We start from the raw sequence: 14427 nt of genomic DNA, 5'->3' as shown, positions 1-14427 counted from the left end.
TTGCGTTCGAACCTTGGTGCCCGGAAAGCGAATTGGCGAGACGTCCTCGTGCATCGTTATGGAATCGAGATCTGATCGAAAGACCAAATCCCTGCTTTAAAAATGTGCAAGTTCACAATTCGACGAGCCCATCGGTGGGCGTATGAAAGTCATGCTTCTCGAACGAAATTCGGACAGGGTGGGGCTTGGTTCGAACCCACCTGTGGAGGATCAGCACGTGTCGAGCCGACGTACCCGGTCTGGAATCACCTTGGCGGCCACCGCATTTGCCGCTGCGCTCGCGATGGCGGGCCTGTTCGCCGCCGTGGTGTCCTACGTCGACGGCCTGCATCGGAAAGAGCCGAGTCCCGTGGAAAACGCCGCCGTCGCAACCGTATCCGCCACGGCCGACGGGCCCGCTCAGCCCGGAATCAGTGAACCCAGCTACGGGGCCGCCGCGTCGGCGGCGCGCAAAACCGTTACCCCGCGGACCCCGGGGTCAAACCTGAATATCGGAGATTGTGTGGAATTCGGCGCGAATCCCGCCGATATTCACCGGGCCGACTGCGGCAGCGGCAATTCCGGATACAAAGTCTTCGATCTGGCGGCCGACGGCGGCCAGTGCCCGCAGGACGCCGACCGTAGCCAGGCCCGGACCCGCCCCGGCGGCTCCCACGACACCCTCTGCCTGGATATCGACTGGGTGGTCGGCGACTGCATGGATCTCTCCACAGGCTCCGCCAAGCCCGTGGACTGCGCCACTCCCGGCCGGGTGCGCGTGGTCGAGATCAAGGGCGCCACCGCCGACGTCAACACCTGTTCCGCCGGCGATCGCGGATTCGTCTACGCCCAACGCCATTTCGTGGTGTGCGTCAGCTCCCGCTGACCATCCGCCTACTTCGGCGTCACCCAGGTCGTGATGTCCGCATGCACGACCTCCACCCCGTCCTTGTCGAAGATCGACACCGGCACCACCAGCTCCTGCCCCTCGGTGATCAGTGAAAAGTCCGGCACCTCAGCCAACTTCGCCACGGCCCGCAACCCCGAGTTCGCCTTGGCCAGATACTGCACATTCATGGCCTTCGGAATCCACCGATGCGTCTCCGGCACCGTCGCCTCCGACAACATCCCCATCGCCACCTCGGCCAAGTTGCAAGCCGCAAGCGCATGGAACGTCCCCAGGTGATTGTGAATCCCGAACCACTTCGGCGCGGTCACCTCACACACCCCCGGCTCCAGCCGCACCACGCTGGGCAACACCGTCCCGAAGTACGGCACCCGAGCCACCATCCCGAGCGAGAACAACGTGTGCCCGATCCGATTGTCCGGAAGCTTCTTCCACCCGCGATAAGTAGCGGTCTCTTTAGACATGCCCGCTATCTTACTCGGAAGTAAGTTAACCGGGCCAGTGTGGCAGACTTCCAGCGTGGCCGAGCACGCCAAGCCCTGGACCTTTGGAGACTTCGTTCGCAGGTTCGTCATCGGCATGCGCGATCAACTTCGTCAGCGGCTACCCGGCGACACCTGGCGCGGCAGGCTCCGCTTCATCGCCGGGCTCATCGCGATCTGGTTCTGTCTGCTGGTTCCCTACAGCTATCCGCGCGCCGAGACCTACCTCACCGGCGACCCGGTCACCGCTCGCATCACCCGCTGCGACACCCCCTCTGGCGGCAACGGCCCGCGCCGCGGCTATTGGTGTGACGGCTCCTGGACCCTCCGCGACGGCACCCGCGGATCGGCCCGCATCGAGGGCATCGCTCAGCGCACCCCTGTGCCGGTCGGCACCCCGATCGCAGTGCGCGCGACCGCCGATTCCGCGGTCACCGACAGTGCCCGCTGGATCATCCAATTGACCGTGGGCGTCCTGGGCTGCCTGATCACCGCAGTCCTCATCGCCCGCCTCTTCGTTCACCTGATACGCGCTACGCGTCCCCCCGGCGGAACTCCTCCATCTCCACCTCGCGGGCCGCATGAGATGTGAATGCGGAGGGGTTCATTCGTTCGGAGAGCAACTCCAGCCGTACGGCCGCGCGGGTGGGGTCCGCTTCGGGCGCTGTGTCCATGTGGGCGAGGCTATTCGCGGGTCCACTGAATAGGCGGCCGAATCTGGCGCGGTGTCCTCCGGCATGCGAGACCGGTCGGTTGCTTGTTATATGGATGGGCTGCGCCGGGGGCGCGGCTCGGCGTCGGCGTCACGTCTGCCGACATCTCTGAAACGGGAGTTTTCGACATCATGCGTATTCGCACCGCGGTGGCCACCGTTGGCATCGCATTCGCGGGGGCGGCTGTGGCCGCCACCGCATCCGCCGGTTCGGCTGCGGCCTTCACGCCGCACATCAATCCGGGGCACGGTGTGGTCGTGTCCGTGGACCTGACCCACGACGAGACGGTGGCGCTGGCCAACACTTGGATCCCGGCGGCGATCGATCAGATCAACGGGGTGAACAACCGGATCGCCCTCGACCCGTATTACTCGGATATCCCCGTGGTCGACGGGGTGGCGTACGCCAATCTGACCGAGGTGGTCGGTGAGGCCGCGGGCACGCCCGGTGGGCAGGTCGGCATGGCCGTGGTCAACTCGCCGGTGATGCACGGGGGCAACTTCCTGTTGGTTGAGGACCTCGGCGGCTGGGACTACTACCTCCAGGACCTCCGCAACCGCTGACGCGTGAAGTGGCCGGTGTGCGAGATCACTTCGCGCATCGGCCATTGTGCTGTTCACGCCCGGCTTGTCCGGTCTGTCGCACCCGTTGTGAGCTGGGCCATCGGATGCGAGGCGGGGGAGGGGGCGATTTGAACTGGCCCCGGGGCTCGAGGCATACTATTCGGGTTGCCCACACCGGGTTGCGTCTTTTCCGTTGGATCAGCGCAGGTCGTGGGTGAGCAAGACCCAATTTTGCACCCCGCTGGATTGCGGCGTGGGTGCGTCCGGAACAATATTCCGAGGCTTACAGGATTTTGGTCCGGGCCGAGGAATGAGCGGCGGAGCGACACGCCCGACCGCGTGGACCGGATGAACCATGACAGATGAACAGCGGCGATGGATCGGGCCCAGGTGGGCCGGTCGTGTGGTGGCTGATGCGTCTTCGTGTGTTCGGGCTGTGCAAATGAGGGTGGTACGAGAGGGAAACCTCTTGGGCCACAACGTAAGCGGAGAAAAGGACACTCAGCGTGGCGGGACAGAAGATCCGCATCAGGCTCAAGGCCTACGACCATGAGGCGATCGACGCGTCTGCGCGCAAGATCGTCGAGACGGTGACCCGTACCGGTGCCCGCGTCGTCGGCCCGGTGCCGTTGCCCACCGAGAAGAACGTGTACTGCGTCATCCGTTCGCCGCACAAGTACAAGGACTCGCGCGAGCACTTCGAGATGCGTACGCACAAGCGGCTGATCGACATCCTCGACCCGACGCCGAAGACGGTCGATGCCCTGATGCGCATCGATCTCCCGGCCAGCGTCGACGTCAACATTCAGTGACGGGGACTTCGAATATGACTGACAACAAGAGCCGTCCGGCCGCGGGCATCCTGGGCACCAAGCTCGGCATGACCCAGGTCTTCGACGACAAGAACCGCGTCGTTCCCGTGACCGTCGTCAAGGCGGGCCCGAACGTCGTTACCCAGATCCGCACCGTTGAGCGCGACGGCTACTCCGCCGTTCAGGTCGCCTACGGCGCCATCGACCCCCGCAAGGTGAACAAGCCGGTCTCCGGCCAGTTCTCCAAGGCCGGTGTCACCCCGCGTCGCCACATCGCCGAGCTCCGTCTCGCCGATGTCTCCAACCTCGAGGTCGGCCAGGAACTCGGCGCCGACATCTTCGAGGCGGGCGCCTACGTCGACGTGACCGGCACCTCCAAGGGCAAGGGCTTCGCGGGCACCATGAAGCGCCACGGCTTCCGTGGCCAGGGTGCCTCGCACGGTGCGCAGGCCGTGCACCGCCGCCCGGGTTCCATCGGTGGTTGCTCCACCCCGGGCCGTGTCTTCAAGGGCATGCGCATGTCGGGCCGCATGGGTAACGACCGCGTCACCACGCAGAACCTCTCGGTCCACAAGGTGGACGCCGAGAACGGCCTGCTGCTGATCAAGGGCGCGATCCCGGGCCGCACCGGCGGCATCGTGATCGTCAAGAGTGCAGTGAAGGGTGGTGCCCGGGCATGAGCACCGAGACCAAGACCAACCTGACCCTCACGGTCAAGGCCGCCGGCGGCAAGACCGAGGGCACCGTCGAGCTCCCCGCGGAGATCTTCGACGTGACCGCGAACATCGCGCTGATGCACCAGGTCGTCGTGGCCCAGCAGGCCGCGGCTCGCCAGGGCACGCACGCCACCAAGACCCGGGGCATGGTCTCCGGCGGTGGCAAGAAGCCGTACCGCCAGAAGGGCACCGGCCGCGCGCGCCAGGGTTCGACCCGTGCGCCGCAGTTCGCCGGCGGTGGCACCGTCCACGGCCCGCAGCCGCGTGACTACTCGCAGCGTCTGCCCAAGAAGATGAAGGCCGCCGCGCTGCGTGGCGCCCTCTCGGACCGGGCTCGCAACGAGCGCATCCACGTCATCACGGAACTGGTTGCGGGACAGACCCCGTCGACCAAGGTCGCGAAGTCGTTCCTCGCCGAGCTGTCGACCCGCAAGAACATCCTGGTCGTCGTCGGCCGCGAGGATGTCACCGCGTGGAAGAGCGTGGCGAACCTGCAGGGCGTGCACCCGATCGCTCCCGACCAGCTGAACACCTACGACGTCCTGAAGTCGGACGAGGTCGTGTTCTCGGTCGAGGCGCTCAACGCCTTCGTGCACGGCCCCGCCGAAGCTGCACAGGAGGAGAGCAAGTGACCACCATCGCCGACCCCCGCGACATTCTGCTCGCGCCGGTGATCTCCGAGAAGTCCTACGGGCTGATCGAAGACGGCACCTACACCTTCCTGGTGCACCCGGACTCGAACAAGACGCAGATCAAGATTGCCGTTGAGAAGGTTTTCGGCGTCAAGGTGACCAGCGTCAACACCGCCAACCGTCAGGGCAAGCGTAAGCGGACCCGCTTCGGCTACGGCAAGCGCAAGGACACCAAGCGCGCGCTCGTGACCATCTCGGCCGACAGCAAGCCCATCGAGATCTTCGGAGGCCCGGTCGCGTAAGCGGCGGGGACTTCAGAAAGGCAGAAGAACTCATGGCAATTCGTAAGTACAAGCCGACAACCCCGGGTCGCCGCGGCGCCTCGGTCTCGGATTTCGCCGAGATCACCCGCTCGACCCCCGAGAAGTCGCTGCTGCGTCCGCTGAGCAAGACCGGTGGCCGTAACGCGCAGGGTCGCATCACCACTCGTCACAAGGGTGGTGGCCACAAGCGTGCCTACCGTCTGATCGACTTCCGTCGCCTGGACAAGGACGGCGTGCCGGCCAAGGTCGCTCACATCGAGTACGACCCCAACCGCACCGCCAACATCGCGCTGCTGCACTTCGCCGATGGCGAGAAGCGCTACATCATCGCGCCCAAGGGCATCGCCCAGGGCACGAAGATCGAGTCCGGCCCCGGCGCCGACATCAAGCCCGGCAACAACCTGCCGCTGCGCTCGATCCCGACCGGTACCACCATTCACGCGGTGGAGCTGCGTCCGGGCGGTGGCGCCAAGCTGGCTCGTGCCGCGGGCATGTCCATCCAGCTGCTGGGTAAGGAAGGCGCCTACGCCGTCCTGCGTATGCCCTCCGGTGAGATCCGTCGCGTCGATGTGCGCTGCCGCGCCACCATCGGCGAGGTCGGCAACGCCGAGCAGTCGAACATCAACTGGGGCAAGGCCGGCCGTATGCGGTGGAAGGGCGTTCGCCCGACCGTCCGTGGTGTGGTCATGAACCCGGTCGACCACCCGCACGGTGGCGGTGAGGGTAAGACCTCCGGTGGTCGCCACCCGGTCTCCCCGTGGGGCAAGCCCGAGGGCCGCACCCGTAAGCCCAACCGTCCCAGCGACAAGCTCATCGTCCGCCGCCGCGGCAAGAAGCGTTAAGGAGGAGGTTAGACATGCCACGCAGCCTGAAGAAGGGCCCGTTCGTCGACGAGCACCTCCTCAAGAAGGTGGACGTCCAGAACGAGAAGGGCACGAAGCAGGTCATCAAGACCTGGTCGCGTCGTTCCACCATCATCCCGGACTTCATCGGTCACACGTTCTCGGTCCACGACGGCCGCAAGCACGTGCCGGTGTTCGTGTCCGAGAACATGGTTGGACACAAGCTCGGTGAATTCGCGCCGACTCGCACGTTCAAGAGCCACGTCAAGGAAGATCGGAAGAGCAAGCGGCGATGAGCACTGAAACTCAGAACCCGACCGCGCGCGCGACCGCCAAGCACGTTCGCGTGACGCCGATGAAGGCCCGCCGCGTTGTGGACATGGTCCGCGGCCGTCGTGTCGAGGACGCGCTGAACATCCTGCGGTTCGCCCCGCAGGCCGCCAGCGAGCCCGTGGCCAAGGTCGTGGCTTCGGCCGCGGCCAATGCCGAGAACAACCTCGGTCTGAACCCGGCCACCCTGGTCATCTCGACGGCGTTCGTCGACGAGGGCGCGACCATGAAGCGTTTCCAGCCGCGGGCCCAGGGCCGCGCGTTCCGGATCCGCAAGCGCACCAGCCACATCACCATCGAGGTCGAGAGCGTGCCCACCGCCGGCGCTGCCACTCGTAGCCGCCGGAAGGGAGGGGCAAAGTAAATGGGACAGAAGATCAATCCCCATGGCTTCCGCCTCGGTATCACCACCGACTGGAAGTCGCGTTGGTACGCGGACAAGCAGTACGCGGACTACGTGAAGGAAGACGTCGCGATCCGCAAGCTCCTCGCCACCGGCATGGAGCGGGCCGGCATCTCGAAGGTCGAGATCGAGCGCACCCGTGACCGCGTGCGGGTGGACATCCACACCGCGCGTCCGGGCATCGTGATCGGCCGTCGTGGCGCCGAGGCCGACCGCATTCGCGCCGAGCTGGAGAAGCTCACCAAGAAGCAGGTTCAGCTGAACATCCTCGAGGTCAAGAACCCCGAGTCGGATGCGCAGCTGGTTGCCCAGGGTGTGGCCGAGCAGCTGTCCAACCGTGTGGCGTTCCGTCGCGCGATGCGCAAGGCCATCCAGTCGGCCATGCGTTCGCCGAACGTCAAGGGCATCCGTGTGCAGTGCTCCGGCCGTCTCGGCGGCGCGGAAATGTCGCGCTCGGAGTTCTACCGTGAGGGTCGCGTGCCGCTGCACACGCTGCGCGCCGACATCGACTACGGCCTGTACGAGGCGAAGACCACCTTCGGCCGCATCGGCGTGAAGGTCTGGATCTACAAGGGCGACATCGTCGGCGGCAAGCGCGAGGTCACCGCCGTGGCCCCGTCCGGCCGCGACCGTGACGACCGCCCGCGTCGCGAGCGTCCGAGCCGTCCCCGTCGCAGCGGTGCCCAGGGCACCACCGCGACCAGCACTGAGGCCGGGCGTGCCGCGACTGCCGTCGCGGAGGCTCCGGCAGAGAACCAGGAGGGCTGACCTATGCTGATGCCCCGCAAGGTCAAGCACCGCAAGCAGCACCACCCCGGCCGTTCCGGCATGGCGAAGGGCGGCACCGCGGTGACGTTCGGTGAGTACGGCATCCAGGCTCTGGAGCCCGCGTACGTCACCAACCGTCAGATCGAGTCGGCGCGTATCGCGATGACCCGCCACATCAAGCGTGGCGGCAAGGTCTGGATCAACATCTACCCGGACCGCCCGATCACGAAGAAGCCGGCCGAAACCCGAATGGGTTCCGGTAAGGGTTCGCCCGAGTGGTGGATCGCGAACGTCAAGCCCGGTCGGGTGATGTTCGAGATTTCTTACCCGAACGAGGAGACCGCTCGTGAGGCCCTGCGCCGCGCGATGCACAAGCTCCCGATGAAGTGCCGGATCGTGACCAGGGAGGAGCAGTTCTGATGGCTACCGCTAATCCGACTGCAGAGCTCCGCGAGCTCGACAATGAGGCGCTCGTCGCAAAGCTGCGCGAGTCCAAGGAAGAGCTGTTCAACCTGCGCTTCCAGATGGCGACCGGTCAGTTGCAGAACAACCGTCGCCTGCGTGTGGTCCGCCACGAGATCGCGCGCATCTACACGGTCATGCGCGAGCGCGAGCTCGGCCTGGCCACCGGTCCTGAAGGCAAGGGAGACGCCGCATGAGCGACGTAAAGGGCCCGGCCAAGACGCCGGCCAAGCAGGAGGAGCGTGGCTCGCGCAAGGTGCGCATCGGCTACGTCGTCTCCGACAAGATGACCAAGACCATCGTGGTCGAGCTGGAAGATCGCGTGAAGCACAAGCTTTACGGCAAGATCATCCGCACCACCTCGAAGGTGAAGGCCCACGACGAGAACGAGATCGCCGGTGTCGGCGACCGCGTGCAGCTGATGGAGACCCGTCCGCTGTCCGCCACCAAGCGGTGGCGTCTGGTCGAGGTCCTGGAGAAGGCCAAGTAAGCCCGCTCCTCGACTGACACGGTCGTAAGCGTAAGGCCCGCTTCCCATTTGGGAAGCGGGCCTTTCCTATTTCTGAGTGTTTTTCTGTGGGTTCGGAGTGGATCTGCGGGCGACACGGTGCATATGCGACAGACACGGAGAGTGTGATCAAACCGAAACACTGTATATCCAAAGGGAATTGGCGTGTCGCCCCGTTCAAGCGCTAACTTGGTTGAGCTATGAGGGATGCTGCAACGACTTCGGGTGCCTGGCGGACTAACGACCACGAGGCGGTGACCTTCCGCGACGCATCCGTCGCCTGGGCGCTGGCCGCCCACGAGGTGCTGGCCGAAACCGCTTCGGGCTACGGACATTTCGTCACCGTCAACGATCTCGCCGAGCAGATCCAGGAGATGTCCGGCATCCGGACCAACGCCCCCACCCGCACCTGGATGGACGCCATCCTGCGCAAGGTGGCCCGCCGCTGCCACAATTCCGGCGAACCTCCCCTGACCGCCCTCTGCGTCAAGCAGAACCACAAGGTCAGCGAAAGCTACAAGTACGTCCTGGAATTGGCGCACCTCCCCGTCCCCGCCGACCTCGAGGTCCACGCTGCCTACGCCCGCTGGCAGTGCTACGCCGCCTACGGCGCCGACATCCCCTCCGACGGCGGCATCCCGCCCCTGGTCCCCCGAGGCGGCGGCGCCCCCCGCCGTATCACCCCCGCGGGCCCCGTCTCCACTCCCAAGCCCGACCCCGAAGCCCGCAAGGCCGTCTGCGCCTCCTGCTTCACCGAACTCCCCGCGAACGGCGTCTGCTACTACTGCTGACGGTCGAATCTTCGAGGCCCGCCCCCTGAGGAGGCGGGCCTTCGTGTTTGCGGGGAGCCACGACAGGGACAGTTTGCTGTGAATCCCTTTCCGGCAAACAAACTTTCGGCAATTACGGCGAATCAGGCGTACCGTACCGTTCATTCTTGAACGCCTGTCGGGGGCGCGCTAACCTCGGCCAAGTGTCCGGATTCGGGCGCGGCTAATCGAGCGCGATCGGTGAGTTTGCATGCTCGACAATGTTTTGCGGATCGCCATAGTTGGAGTTGGGCCCCGGGGTCTGAATGTCTTCGAACGTGTTTGCGCTAACGCTCGTCAGTTAGGTTTCTCTGCCGGTGTCGAAGTGACGGTGATCGACTCGAAAAGGGTCGGGACCGGCGCGGTCTGGCGCACCGACCAGTCCGCGCACCTGCTCATGAACACGGTCGCGGAGCAGGTCACGATATTCACCGATGACACCGTCGAGATGGCGGGGCCGGTGGAACGCGGGCCCAGTCTCTACGAATGGTCGAACTTCCTGGCGAAAATAGGCAATTTCGCGGGACTGCCCAACGGTGCGTTTCGGGAGGCGCTGCGGATCGCCCCGGAAAGCTATCCGCCGCGCGCCTTCTACGGCCATTACCTGCGCTGGGCGTTCGAACGCACCCGGGACAGATATGCCGAATGGGTGCGGGTGCGCGAAATCGTGGCAACCGTTCTGGATATTCGGGATGGGCCCGGCGGATTCCAGGAACTGGAGCTGAGCACCGGCGAACGCCTGCGCGGCCTGCATGCCGTCGTGCTCACCCAGGGCCACCTGGCCGACTCCCCGCCCGCGACGCCCGGCTCGCTGGCCGAGGCCGCGAATCGCCTGGGCCTCACCTATATTCCGCCGGGCAATGCCGCCGATGTCGACCTGGACCGCATACCCGAGCGCGAACCGGTCATCATTCGCGGACTGGGCCTCACCTTCTTCGACTACCTGGCCCTGCTCACGGCCGGGCGCGGTGGCAGATTCAAGGAATCCGACGGCGGTGTGGAGTACATCGCGTCCGGCCGGGAGCCGCTCATCATCACCGGCTGCCGTCGCGGCGTCCCGCATCACGCCCGCGGCGAGCACCAGAAGGGTGTCGACGGCCGCTACGAACCCCTGCTCCTGAACGCCGACCGCATCGCCCGATTGCGGCAGCGCGCACGGAAATACGGCGATGTCTCGTTCCGGCGCGACGTCTGGCCGCACATCGCCCGGGAGGTCGAGTCGGTCTACTACACCCGCCTCATCGCCGACCGGGTCAGCCCGCACCGGTTGGCCTCCTTCCGCGACCGCTACCTGATCGCCCCCACCCCCGAGGACACCGAAGAACTGCTGAACCGCTTCGGTATTCCGCCGGCGGCCCGCTGGGATTGGCAGGCCCTGTCCGATCCCACCGGCGGCCGCTGTTTCACCGACCCGGACGATTTCCACGCCTGGCTGCTGGCCTACCTCGACGCCGATGTGCACCAGGCCCGCCTGGGCAATGTGCACGGCCCGGTGAAGTCGGCCCTGGCTGTGTTGCGCGACCTGCGCAACGAGGTCCGGCTGGTGGTCGACCACGGTGGCATCGCGGGCTCCTCCTACCGCGACGACCTGGACCGCTGGTACACGCCGATGAACGCCTTCCTGTCCATCGGCCCACCGGCGCATCGGATCTCGGAACTGGCGGCCCTGATTCGCGCGGGTGTGGTGCGGGTCGCCGGTCCCGGCATGCGGGTCCGGGCGGACACCAGGCACGAGTGCTTCGTGGCCGATTCACCCCTGGTGGGTGATTCGGTGGCGACGGCACGTTCCCTCATCGATGCCTGGATGCCCGCACCGGACCTGCATCGCACCGCGGATCCGCTGCTGCGCAACCTGTTGCGCCGCGAGGAGGTGCGCGGCTACGTGATCGCCTCCCCGGACGGCAGCCGCTACCGCACCGGCGGGCTGGCCATCGCGCCCGGCTCGCATCATCCGGTGGACGCGCTGGGCCGCATCCACGAGCGCCGCTACGCCTTCGGGGTGCCGACCGAGGCGGTGCGCTGGGTGACCGCGGCGGGCCCGCGCCCGGGCGTCAACTCGGTGACCCTGGCCGACGGCGACGCCATCGCCCGTGAGATCCTCACCGCCCACCGCTATGAGGCGCCCGCACCCAAACACATAGGGGTGCAGCGCTATTCCGAGATCCCGGACGAGTGTGAAAGGCACGATATGACGGTGGAGTGCGGCCTGCTGGCCCCGGTCTGGGTGGGCACACCGGTGGAGTCCCTGCTGGGTGACGACGCCTGGATCGAGGCCATGCTGGAGGTGGAGCTGGCGCTGGCACGGGCCGAGGCCCGCCTGGGCATCGTGCCCGAGGCCGTCACCGCCCACCTGGCGGAAGCGGTACGCGAGCACGAGTTCGACACCCGTGAGATCGCCCAGGCCTCGCGCGGGGCGGCCAATCCGGTGGTGACGGTGGTGGAGCGGCTGCACGACGCGGTCGCTGACGTGGATCCGGTGAGCGCCAACTACGTTCACTACGGTTCCACCAGCCAGGACATCCTGGACAGCGCGACCATGGTGATCGCCGCGCGGGTGCTGGCGGTGATCATCGCCGACCTGGACACCATTGTCGCCGCCCTGGCCGAGCTGGCGCGCCGCCACCGCACCACCCCGATCGCGGGCCGCACCCTGGCCATGCACGCGGTGCCGACCACCTTCGGCGCGAAGGTGGCGATCTGGATGCAGGGCCTGCTCGATGCCCGCGAACGCCTGGCCCGGGTCCGGGAGACGCTGCCGGTCCAATTGGGCGGTGCGGCAGGCACATTGGCCTCCTACATCGAATGCGCCCGCTGTGCCTATTCGGAGCTGTCGCAGGCCCCGGCGGGCGAGATCGTGGAACGTCTGACCCGCGAGTTCGCCGACGAACTGTCCCTCACGGTGAGCGCCACCCCGTGGCACACCGTCCGCACCCCGATCGCCGACCTGGCCTCCGCGCTCGCCCTGACCTCGGGCACGCTGGGCAAGCTGGCCGTCGACGTGATCTCCCAGTCCCGCAACGAGACCGCCGAACTCCTCGAACCCGCCGCCCAGGGCCGCGGCGAGTCCAGCGCCATGCCGCAGAAGCGAAACCCGGTGCTGAGCACCATGATCCGCGCGGCCGCCCTCCAGGTCCCGGCCCTGGCCTCGACCCTGTTCGGCGCGCTGCTGGCCGAGGACGAGCGCCCCGCCGGGGCCTGGCACGCCGAATGGCAGCCACTGCGCGAATGCCTGCTGCTGGTCGGCGGCGCCGCGCACACGGCGGTGGAGCTGGCCACCGGCCTGATGGCCGACGCCGACCGGATGACCGAGAACCTCTCCCTCACCGAGGGTCAGATCGTCTCGGAGCGCCTCTCGATCCGCCTGGCCCCCTTGCTCGGCAAGCCGATCGCCAAGAAGACCCTCCAGGCCGCGTCCTTCGAAGCGCAGACCACAACTCGCGCTCTGGTGGAGGTGCTGGCCGAATCTCCGGATATCGCACTGCATCTCACCAAACCCGAGCTCGCCGAGCTGCTGCGCCCGGAGAACTATCTCGGGGCCGCACCGGATCTGGTGGATCGGGTGCTCCGGCGGCTCGGCGACTGAATCACCGTCGCGCCCGAAAGCCATCGGCCCGCTTCCCGAGTCGGGAGCGGGCCGATGCTGTCACTTGCCGAAGCGATTCTTGGCGGGCCGGTTGCTGGCCGCGCGGCGGGCGGCTTCCTTCTCCTTGACCCGTTCGGCTTCCTTGCGGACCTCGACGAGATTGTCGCGCTCGCGCAGCAGCCATTCCGGCGGGTCGGCGAGCAGGGTGTCGATCTCGACGGTGGTCAGCGCGTCGGAGATGTCGTTGCGGGCCAGGCCGGAGTTGGAGATGCCGAGCTTGCGGGCCACCACGTCACGCGGGAAGGGGCCGTTGGCGCGCAGATCGGTCAGCCACTGCGGCGGATTGGCGCGCAGTTCCTCGAGCTGGGCGCGAGTGACGGGTGAGTTCCGGAACTCCTCGGGGGTTGCCGGGAGGTAGATGCCGAGTTTGTCGGCCGCGGTCAGCGGTTTCATGGTCTGGGGGTTCTTGTCCGGGCTCACCGATCAAGGGTATCGGGCGGGTGGGACGTACCTGCTGGCCGGTGCAATAACCTGGACGGCATGAGCGGTCAGGGCCCGGAGGCGGCAGCGGAGCGTAACCACGGAGGGTCCCCGCTCATGCCTGATGAGCAGAGCATGAGCCGGTTGGAGTCCATCGACGTGACGCGCCTGCGCTGGTTCGTCGCGGTTGCCGAGGAATTGCATTTCGCCAGGGCGGCGCGTGGCCTGGGTATTTCGCGGCAGCGCCTGAGCGCGACGGTCATCGAGCTGGAGGAGGAGCTCGGTACCAAGCTGTTCGTGCCGGGCGCGCAGCCGACGCAATTGAGCGAGGACGGACAGCAGTTGCTGATCGAGGCCCGCGAGCTCGTCGCGGCCGCGGCGGCGGCGGAACCCGAGGTGCGGCCGGACGCGTCGGAGCGCCTGCGGGTCGGTTTCGTCCCGGGCGTGACGGTCACCAAGTGGGAGCGCGTCTGGGGTGAGCGTTTCCCCGATATCGCGCTGGAACTGACCCCCGTCCCGATGAAGGACCAGGAGTCGGCGCTGCGCGAGGGCACTGTCGACATGTGTTTCGTGCGCCTGCCCATCGACCGGGAGGGCTTGAGCGCCATCCCGCTGTATCGCGAGCTGCCCGTGGTCGTCGTCCCCAAGGATCATCCGATCGCCGTCTTCGAGCAGGTCGCCACCACCGATCTGACCGACGAGCGCATGCAGGACGCCTCGGACCTGGATGACGCCGCCATGACGATGGAACTGGTGGCGGCGGTCAGCGGCGCGGCCATCGTCCCGCATTCGATCGCCCGCCTGCATCACCGCAAGGATCTGGTCTATCGCACGGTCACCGATGCGCCGGAGACCGAAATCGTGCTGGCCTGGCCGATCGCCGCTACCACCGAACTGGTGGAGGAATTCGTGGGCGTGGTCCGCGGTCGGTCCGCGCGCAGTACCCGTTCCCCGTCGGGTCAGCAGCCGGACAAGAAGAAGCCGCAGCCCGACAAGAGGAAGCAGGCCGCGGCCAAGAAGCCCGCCGCCAAGAAGCCCGCCGCCAAGAAGCCCGCGGCCAAGTCGCGTCAGGGTGGTGCGAAGAATCCGGGCACGCGGCGTGGTCGCTAGTGTCC

Annotated in this window: 19 protein-coding genes; 17 read left to right on the top strand and 2 right to left on the bottom strand. The window is 66.8% G+C overall.

The genetic code is table 11. From position 1 onward, the window contains the following. Positions 1-217 precede the first annotated feature (217 nt). A complete protein-coding gene (gene lppU, locus NS2_RS31805; protein WP_147207387.1) occupies positions 218-865 on the top strand; it encodes an LppU family putative lipoprotein in 648 nt (215 codons plus the stop codon). Between the two features lie 8 nt (positions 866-873). Here the strand turns inward: lppU and NS2_RS31800 are convergent, their stop codons facing one another. Continuing rightward, positions 874-1350: a hotdog fold domain-containing protein gene (locus NS2_RS31800; protein WP_147207386.1), complete on the bottom strand. Its 477-nt coding sequence runs from the start codon at positions 1348-1350 to the stop codon at positions 874-876. Positions 1351-1405: 55 nt separating this feature from the next. On the opposite strand from NS2_RS31800, the gene NS2_RS31795 reads away from it, so the two are divergent. The 15 genes from NS2_RS31795 (at position 1406) to NS2_RS38065 (ending at position 12832) form a co-directional block, all read left to right on the top strand. Beyond that, positions 1406-1960 carry a hypothetical protein gene (locus NS2_RS31795; RefSeq protein WP_084978550.1) on the top strand — a complete coding sequence of 185 codons (555 nt, stop codon included), beginning with the start codon at positions 1406-1408 and terminating at the stop codon, positions 1958-1960. A 252-nt stretch (positions 1961-2212) separates the two neighbouring features. After that, positions 2213-2644 carry a hypothetical protein gene (locus NS2_RS31790; protein WP_033091015.1) on the top strand — a complete coding sequence of 144 codons (432 nt, stop codon included), beginning with the start codon at positions 2213-2215 and terminating at the stop codon, positions 2642-2644. Between the two features lie 506 nt (positions 2645-3150). After that, positions 3151-3456, top strand: a complete 306-nt coding sequence (gene rpsJ, locus NS2_RS31785; protein ID WP_003938093.1) for a 30S ribosomal protein S10 — start codon at positions 3151-3153, stop codon at positions 3454-3456. Between the two features lie 14 nt (positions 3457-3470). Further along, complete coding sequence (gene rplC, locus NS2_RS31780) at positions 3471-4136, top strand: 50S ribosomal protein L3 (protein ID WP_033091016.1); 666 nt, start codon at positions 3471-3473, stop codon at positions 4134-4136. Then, positions 4133-4804, top strand: a complete 672-nt coding sequence (gene rplD, locus NS2_RS31775) for a 50S ribosomal protein L4 (RefSeq protein WP_033091017.1) — start codon at positions 4133-4135, stop codon at positions 4802-4804. Before rplC ends, rplD begins: the two co-directional genes overlap by 4 nt. Next, positions 4801-5106 carry a 50S ribosomal protein L23 gene (gene rplW / locus NS2_RS31770; RefSeq protein ID WP_033091018.1) on the top strand — a complete coding sequence of 102 codons (306 nt, stop codon included), beginning with the start codon at positions 4801-4803 and terminating at the stop codon, positions 5104-5106. The genes rplD and rplW overlap by 4 nt, the downstream gene beginning before the upstream one ends. 32 nt (positions 5107-5138) lie before the next feature. Next, positions 5139-5969 carry a 50S ribosomal protein L2 gene (gene rplB, locus NS2_RS31765; protein WP_033091019.1) on the top strand — a complete coding sequence of 277 codons (831 nt, stop codon included), beginning with the start codon at positions 5139-5141 and terminating at the stop codon, positions 5967-5969. A gap of 14 nt (positions 5970-5983) precedes the next feature. Next, positions 5984-6265 (top strand): 30S ribosomal protein S19, encoded by a 282-nt coding sequence (gene rpsS, locus NS2_RS31760; RefSeq protein WP_019931198.1) that lies wholly within the window; start codon positions 5984-5986, stop codon positions 6263-6265. Next, the gene (gene rplV / locus NS2_RS31755) at positions 6262-6663 is read left to right on the top strand and encodes a 50S ribosomal protein L22 (protein WP_033091020.1); all 402 of its coding nucleotides are present in this window, start codon (positions 6262-6264) and stop codon (positions 6661-6663) included. Before rpsS ends, rplV begins: the two co-directional genes overlap by 4 nt. Then, the gene (gene rpsC / locus NS2_RS31750) at positions 6664-7470 is read left to right on the top strand and encodes a 30S ribosomal protein S3 (protein ID WP_033091021.1); all 807 of its coding nucleotides are present in this window, start codon (positions 6664-6666) and stop codon (positions 7468-7470) included. It abuts the gene before it with no gap. A gap of 3 nt (positions 7471-7473) precedes the next feature. After that, on the top strand, positions 7474-7890 hold the full coding sequence (gene rplP / locus NS2_RS31745) for a 50S ribosomal protein L16 (RefSeq protein ID WP_033091022.1): 417 nt from the start codon (positions 7474-7476) through the stop codon (positions 7888-7890). Next, entirely contained in the window at positions 7890-8129 is a 240-nt protein-coding gene (gene rpmC / locus NS2_RS31740; RefSeq protein ID WP_033091023.1) for a 50S ribosomal protein L29, read from the top strand. Before rplP ends, rpmC begins: the two co-directional genes overlap by 1 nt. After that, complete coding sequence (rpsQ, locus tag NS2_RS31735; RefSeq protein WP_033091024.1) at positions 8126-8422, top strand: 30S ribosomal protein S17; 297 nt, start codon at positions 8126-8128, stop codon at positions 8420-8422. The genes rpmC and rpsQ overlap by 4 nt, the downstream gene beginning before the upstream one ends. 218 nt (positions 8423-8640) lie before the next feature. Continuing rightward, entirely contained in the window at positions 8641-9231 is a 591-nt protein-coding gene (locus NS2_RS31730) for a hypothetical protein (RefSeq protein WP_081986329.1), read from the top strand. A gap of 229 nt (positions 9232-9460) precedes the next feature. Next, the gene (locus NS2_RS38065; RefSeq protein ID WP_230464718.1) at positions 9461-12832 is read left to right on the top strand and encodes a 3-carboxy-cis,cis-muconate cycloisomerase family FAD/NAD(P)-binding protein; all 3372 of its coding nucleotides are present in this window, start codon (positions 9461-9463) and stop codon (positions 12830-12832) included. A 60-nt stretch (positions 12833-12892) separates the two neighbouring features. On the opposite strand, the gene NS2_RS31715 is transcribed toward NS2_RS38065, so the two are convergent. Continuing rightward, positions 12893-13285 (bottom strand): DUF5997 family protein, encoded by a 393-nt coding sequence (locus NS2_RS31715; protein WP_155240005.1) that lies wholly within the window; start codon positions 13283-13285, stop codon positions 12893-12895. A gap of 162 nt (positions 13286-13447) precedes the next feature. Between NS2_RS31715 and NS2_RS31710 the strand changes: the two genes are divergently transcribed. Beyond that, positions 13448-14422, top strand: coding sequence for a LysR family transcriptional regulator (locus tag NS2_RS31710; RefSeq protein WP_033091027.1), 975 nt, complete (start codon positions 13448-13450; stop codon positions 14420-14422). Positions 14423-14427: the final 5 nt, after the last annotated feature.

The sequence above is a fragment of the Nocardia seriolae NBRC 15557 genome, assembly GCF_007990715.1.
Classification (GTDB): domain Bacteria; phylum Actinomycetota; class Actinomycetes; order Mycobacteriales; family Mycobacteriaceae; genus Nocardia; species Nocardia seriolae.
Note: the sequence above shows the minus strand (reverse complement) of the source record. Positions and strands in the feature narration are given on the sequence as shown.

What these genes read in the sequence shown, in the direction of transcription:
- NS2_RS31800 (WP_147207386.1), bottom strand. Translation starts at nt 1,350, where the DNA reads ATGTCTAAAGAGACCGCTACTTATCGCGGGTGGAAGAAGCTTCCGGAC.
- NS2_RS31790 (WP_033091015.1), top strand. Translation starts at nt 2,213, where the DNA reads ATGCGTATTCGCACCGCGGTGGCCACCGTTGGCATCGCATTCGCGGGG.
- rplC (WP_033091016.1), top strand. Translation starts at nt 3,471, where the DNA reads ATGACTGACAACAAGAGCCGTCCGGCCGCGGGCATCCTGGGCACCAAG.
- rplD (WP_033091017.1), top strand. Translation starts at nt 4,133, where the DNA reads ATGAGCACCGAGACCAAGACCAACCTGACCCTCACGGTCAAGGCCGCC.
- rplB (WP_033091019.1), top strand. Translation starts at nt 5,139, where the DNA reads ATGGCAATTCGTAAGTACAAGCCGACAACCCCGGGTCGCCGCGGCGCC.
- rpsS (WP_019931198.1), top strand. Translation starts at nt 5,984, where the DNA reads ATGCCACGCAGCCTGAAGAAGGGCCCGTTCGTCGACGAGCACCTCCTC.
- rplV (WP_033091020.1), top strand. Translation starts at nt 6,262, where the DNA reads ATGAGCACTGAAACTCAGAACCCGACCGCGCGCGCGACCGCCAAGCAC.
- rpsC (WP_033091021.1), top strand. Translation starts at nt 6,664, where the DNA reads ATGGGACAGAAGATCAATCCCCATGGCTTCCGCCTCGGTATCACCACC.
- rplP (WP_033091022.1), top strand. Translation starts at nt 7,474, where the DNA reads ATGCTGATGCCCCGCAAGGTCAAGCACCGCAAGCAGCACCACCCCGGC.
- rpmC (WP_033091023.1), top strand. Translation starts at nt 7,890, where the DNA reads ATGGCTACCGCTAATCCGACTGCAGAGCTCCGCGAGCTCGACAATGAG.
- rpsQ (WP_033091024.1), top strand. Translation starts at nt 8,126, where the DNA reads ATGAGCGACGTAAAGGGCCCGGCCAAGACGCCGGCCAAGCAGGAGGAG.
- NS2_RS31730 (WP_081986329.1), top strand. Translation starts at nt 8,641, where the DNA reads ATGAGGGATGCTGCAACGACTTCGGGTGCCTGGCGGACTAACGACCAC.
- NS2_RS38065 (WP_230464718.1), top strand. Translation starts at nt 9,461, where the DNA reads ATGCTCGACAATGTTTTGCGGATCGCCATAGTTGGAGTTGGGCCCCGG.
- NS2_RS31715 (WP_155240005.1), bottom strand. Translation starts at nt 13,285, where the DNA reads ATGAAACCGCTGACCGCGGCCGACAAACTCGGCATCTACCTCCCGGCA.
- NS2_RS31710 (WP_033091027.1), top strand. Translation starts at nt 13,448, where the DNA reads ATGAGCCGGTTGGAGTCCATCGACGTGACGCGCCTGCGCTGGTTCGTC.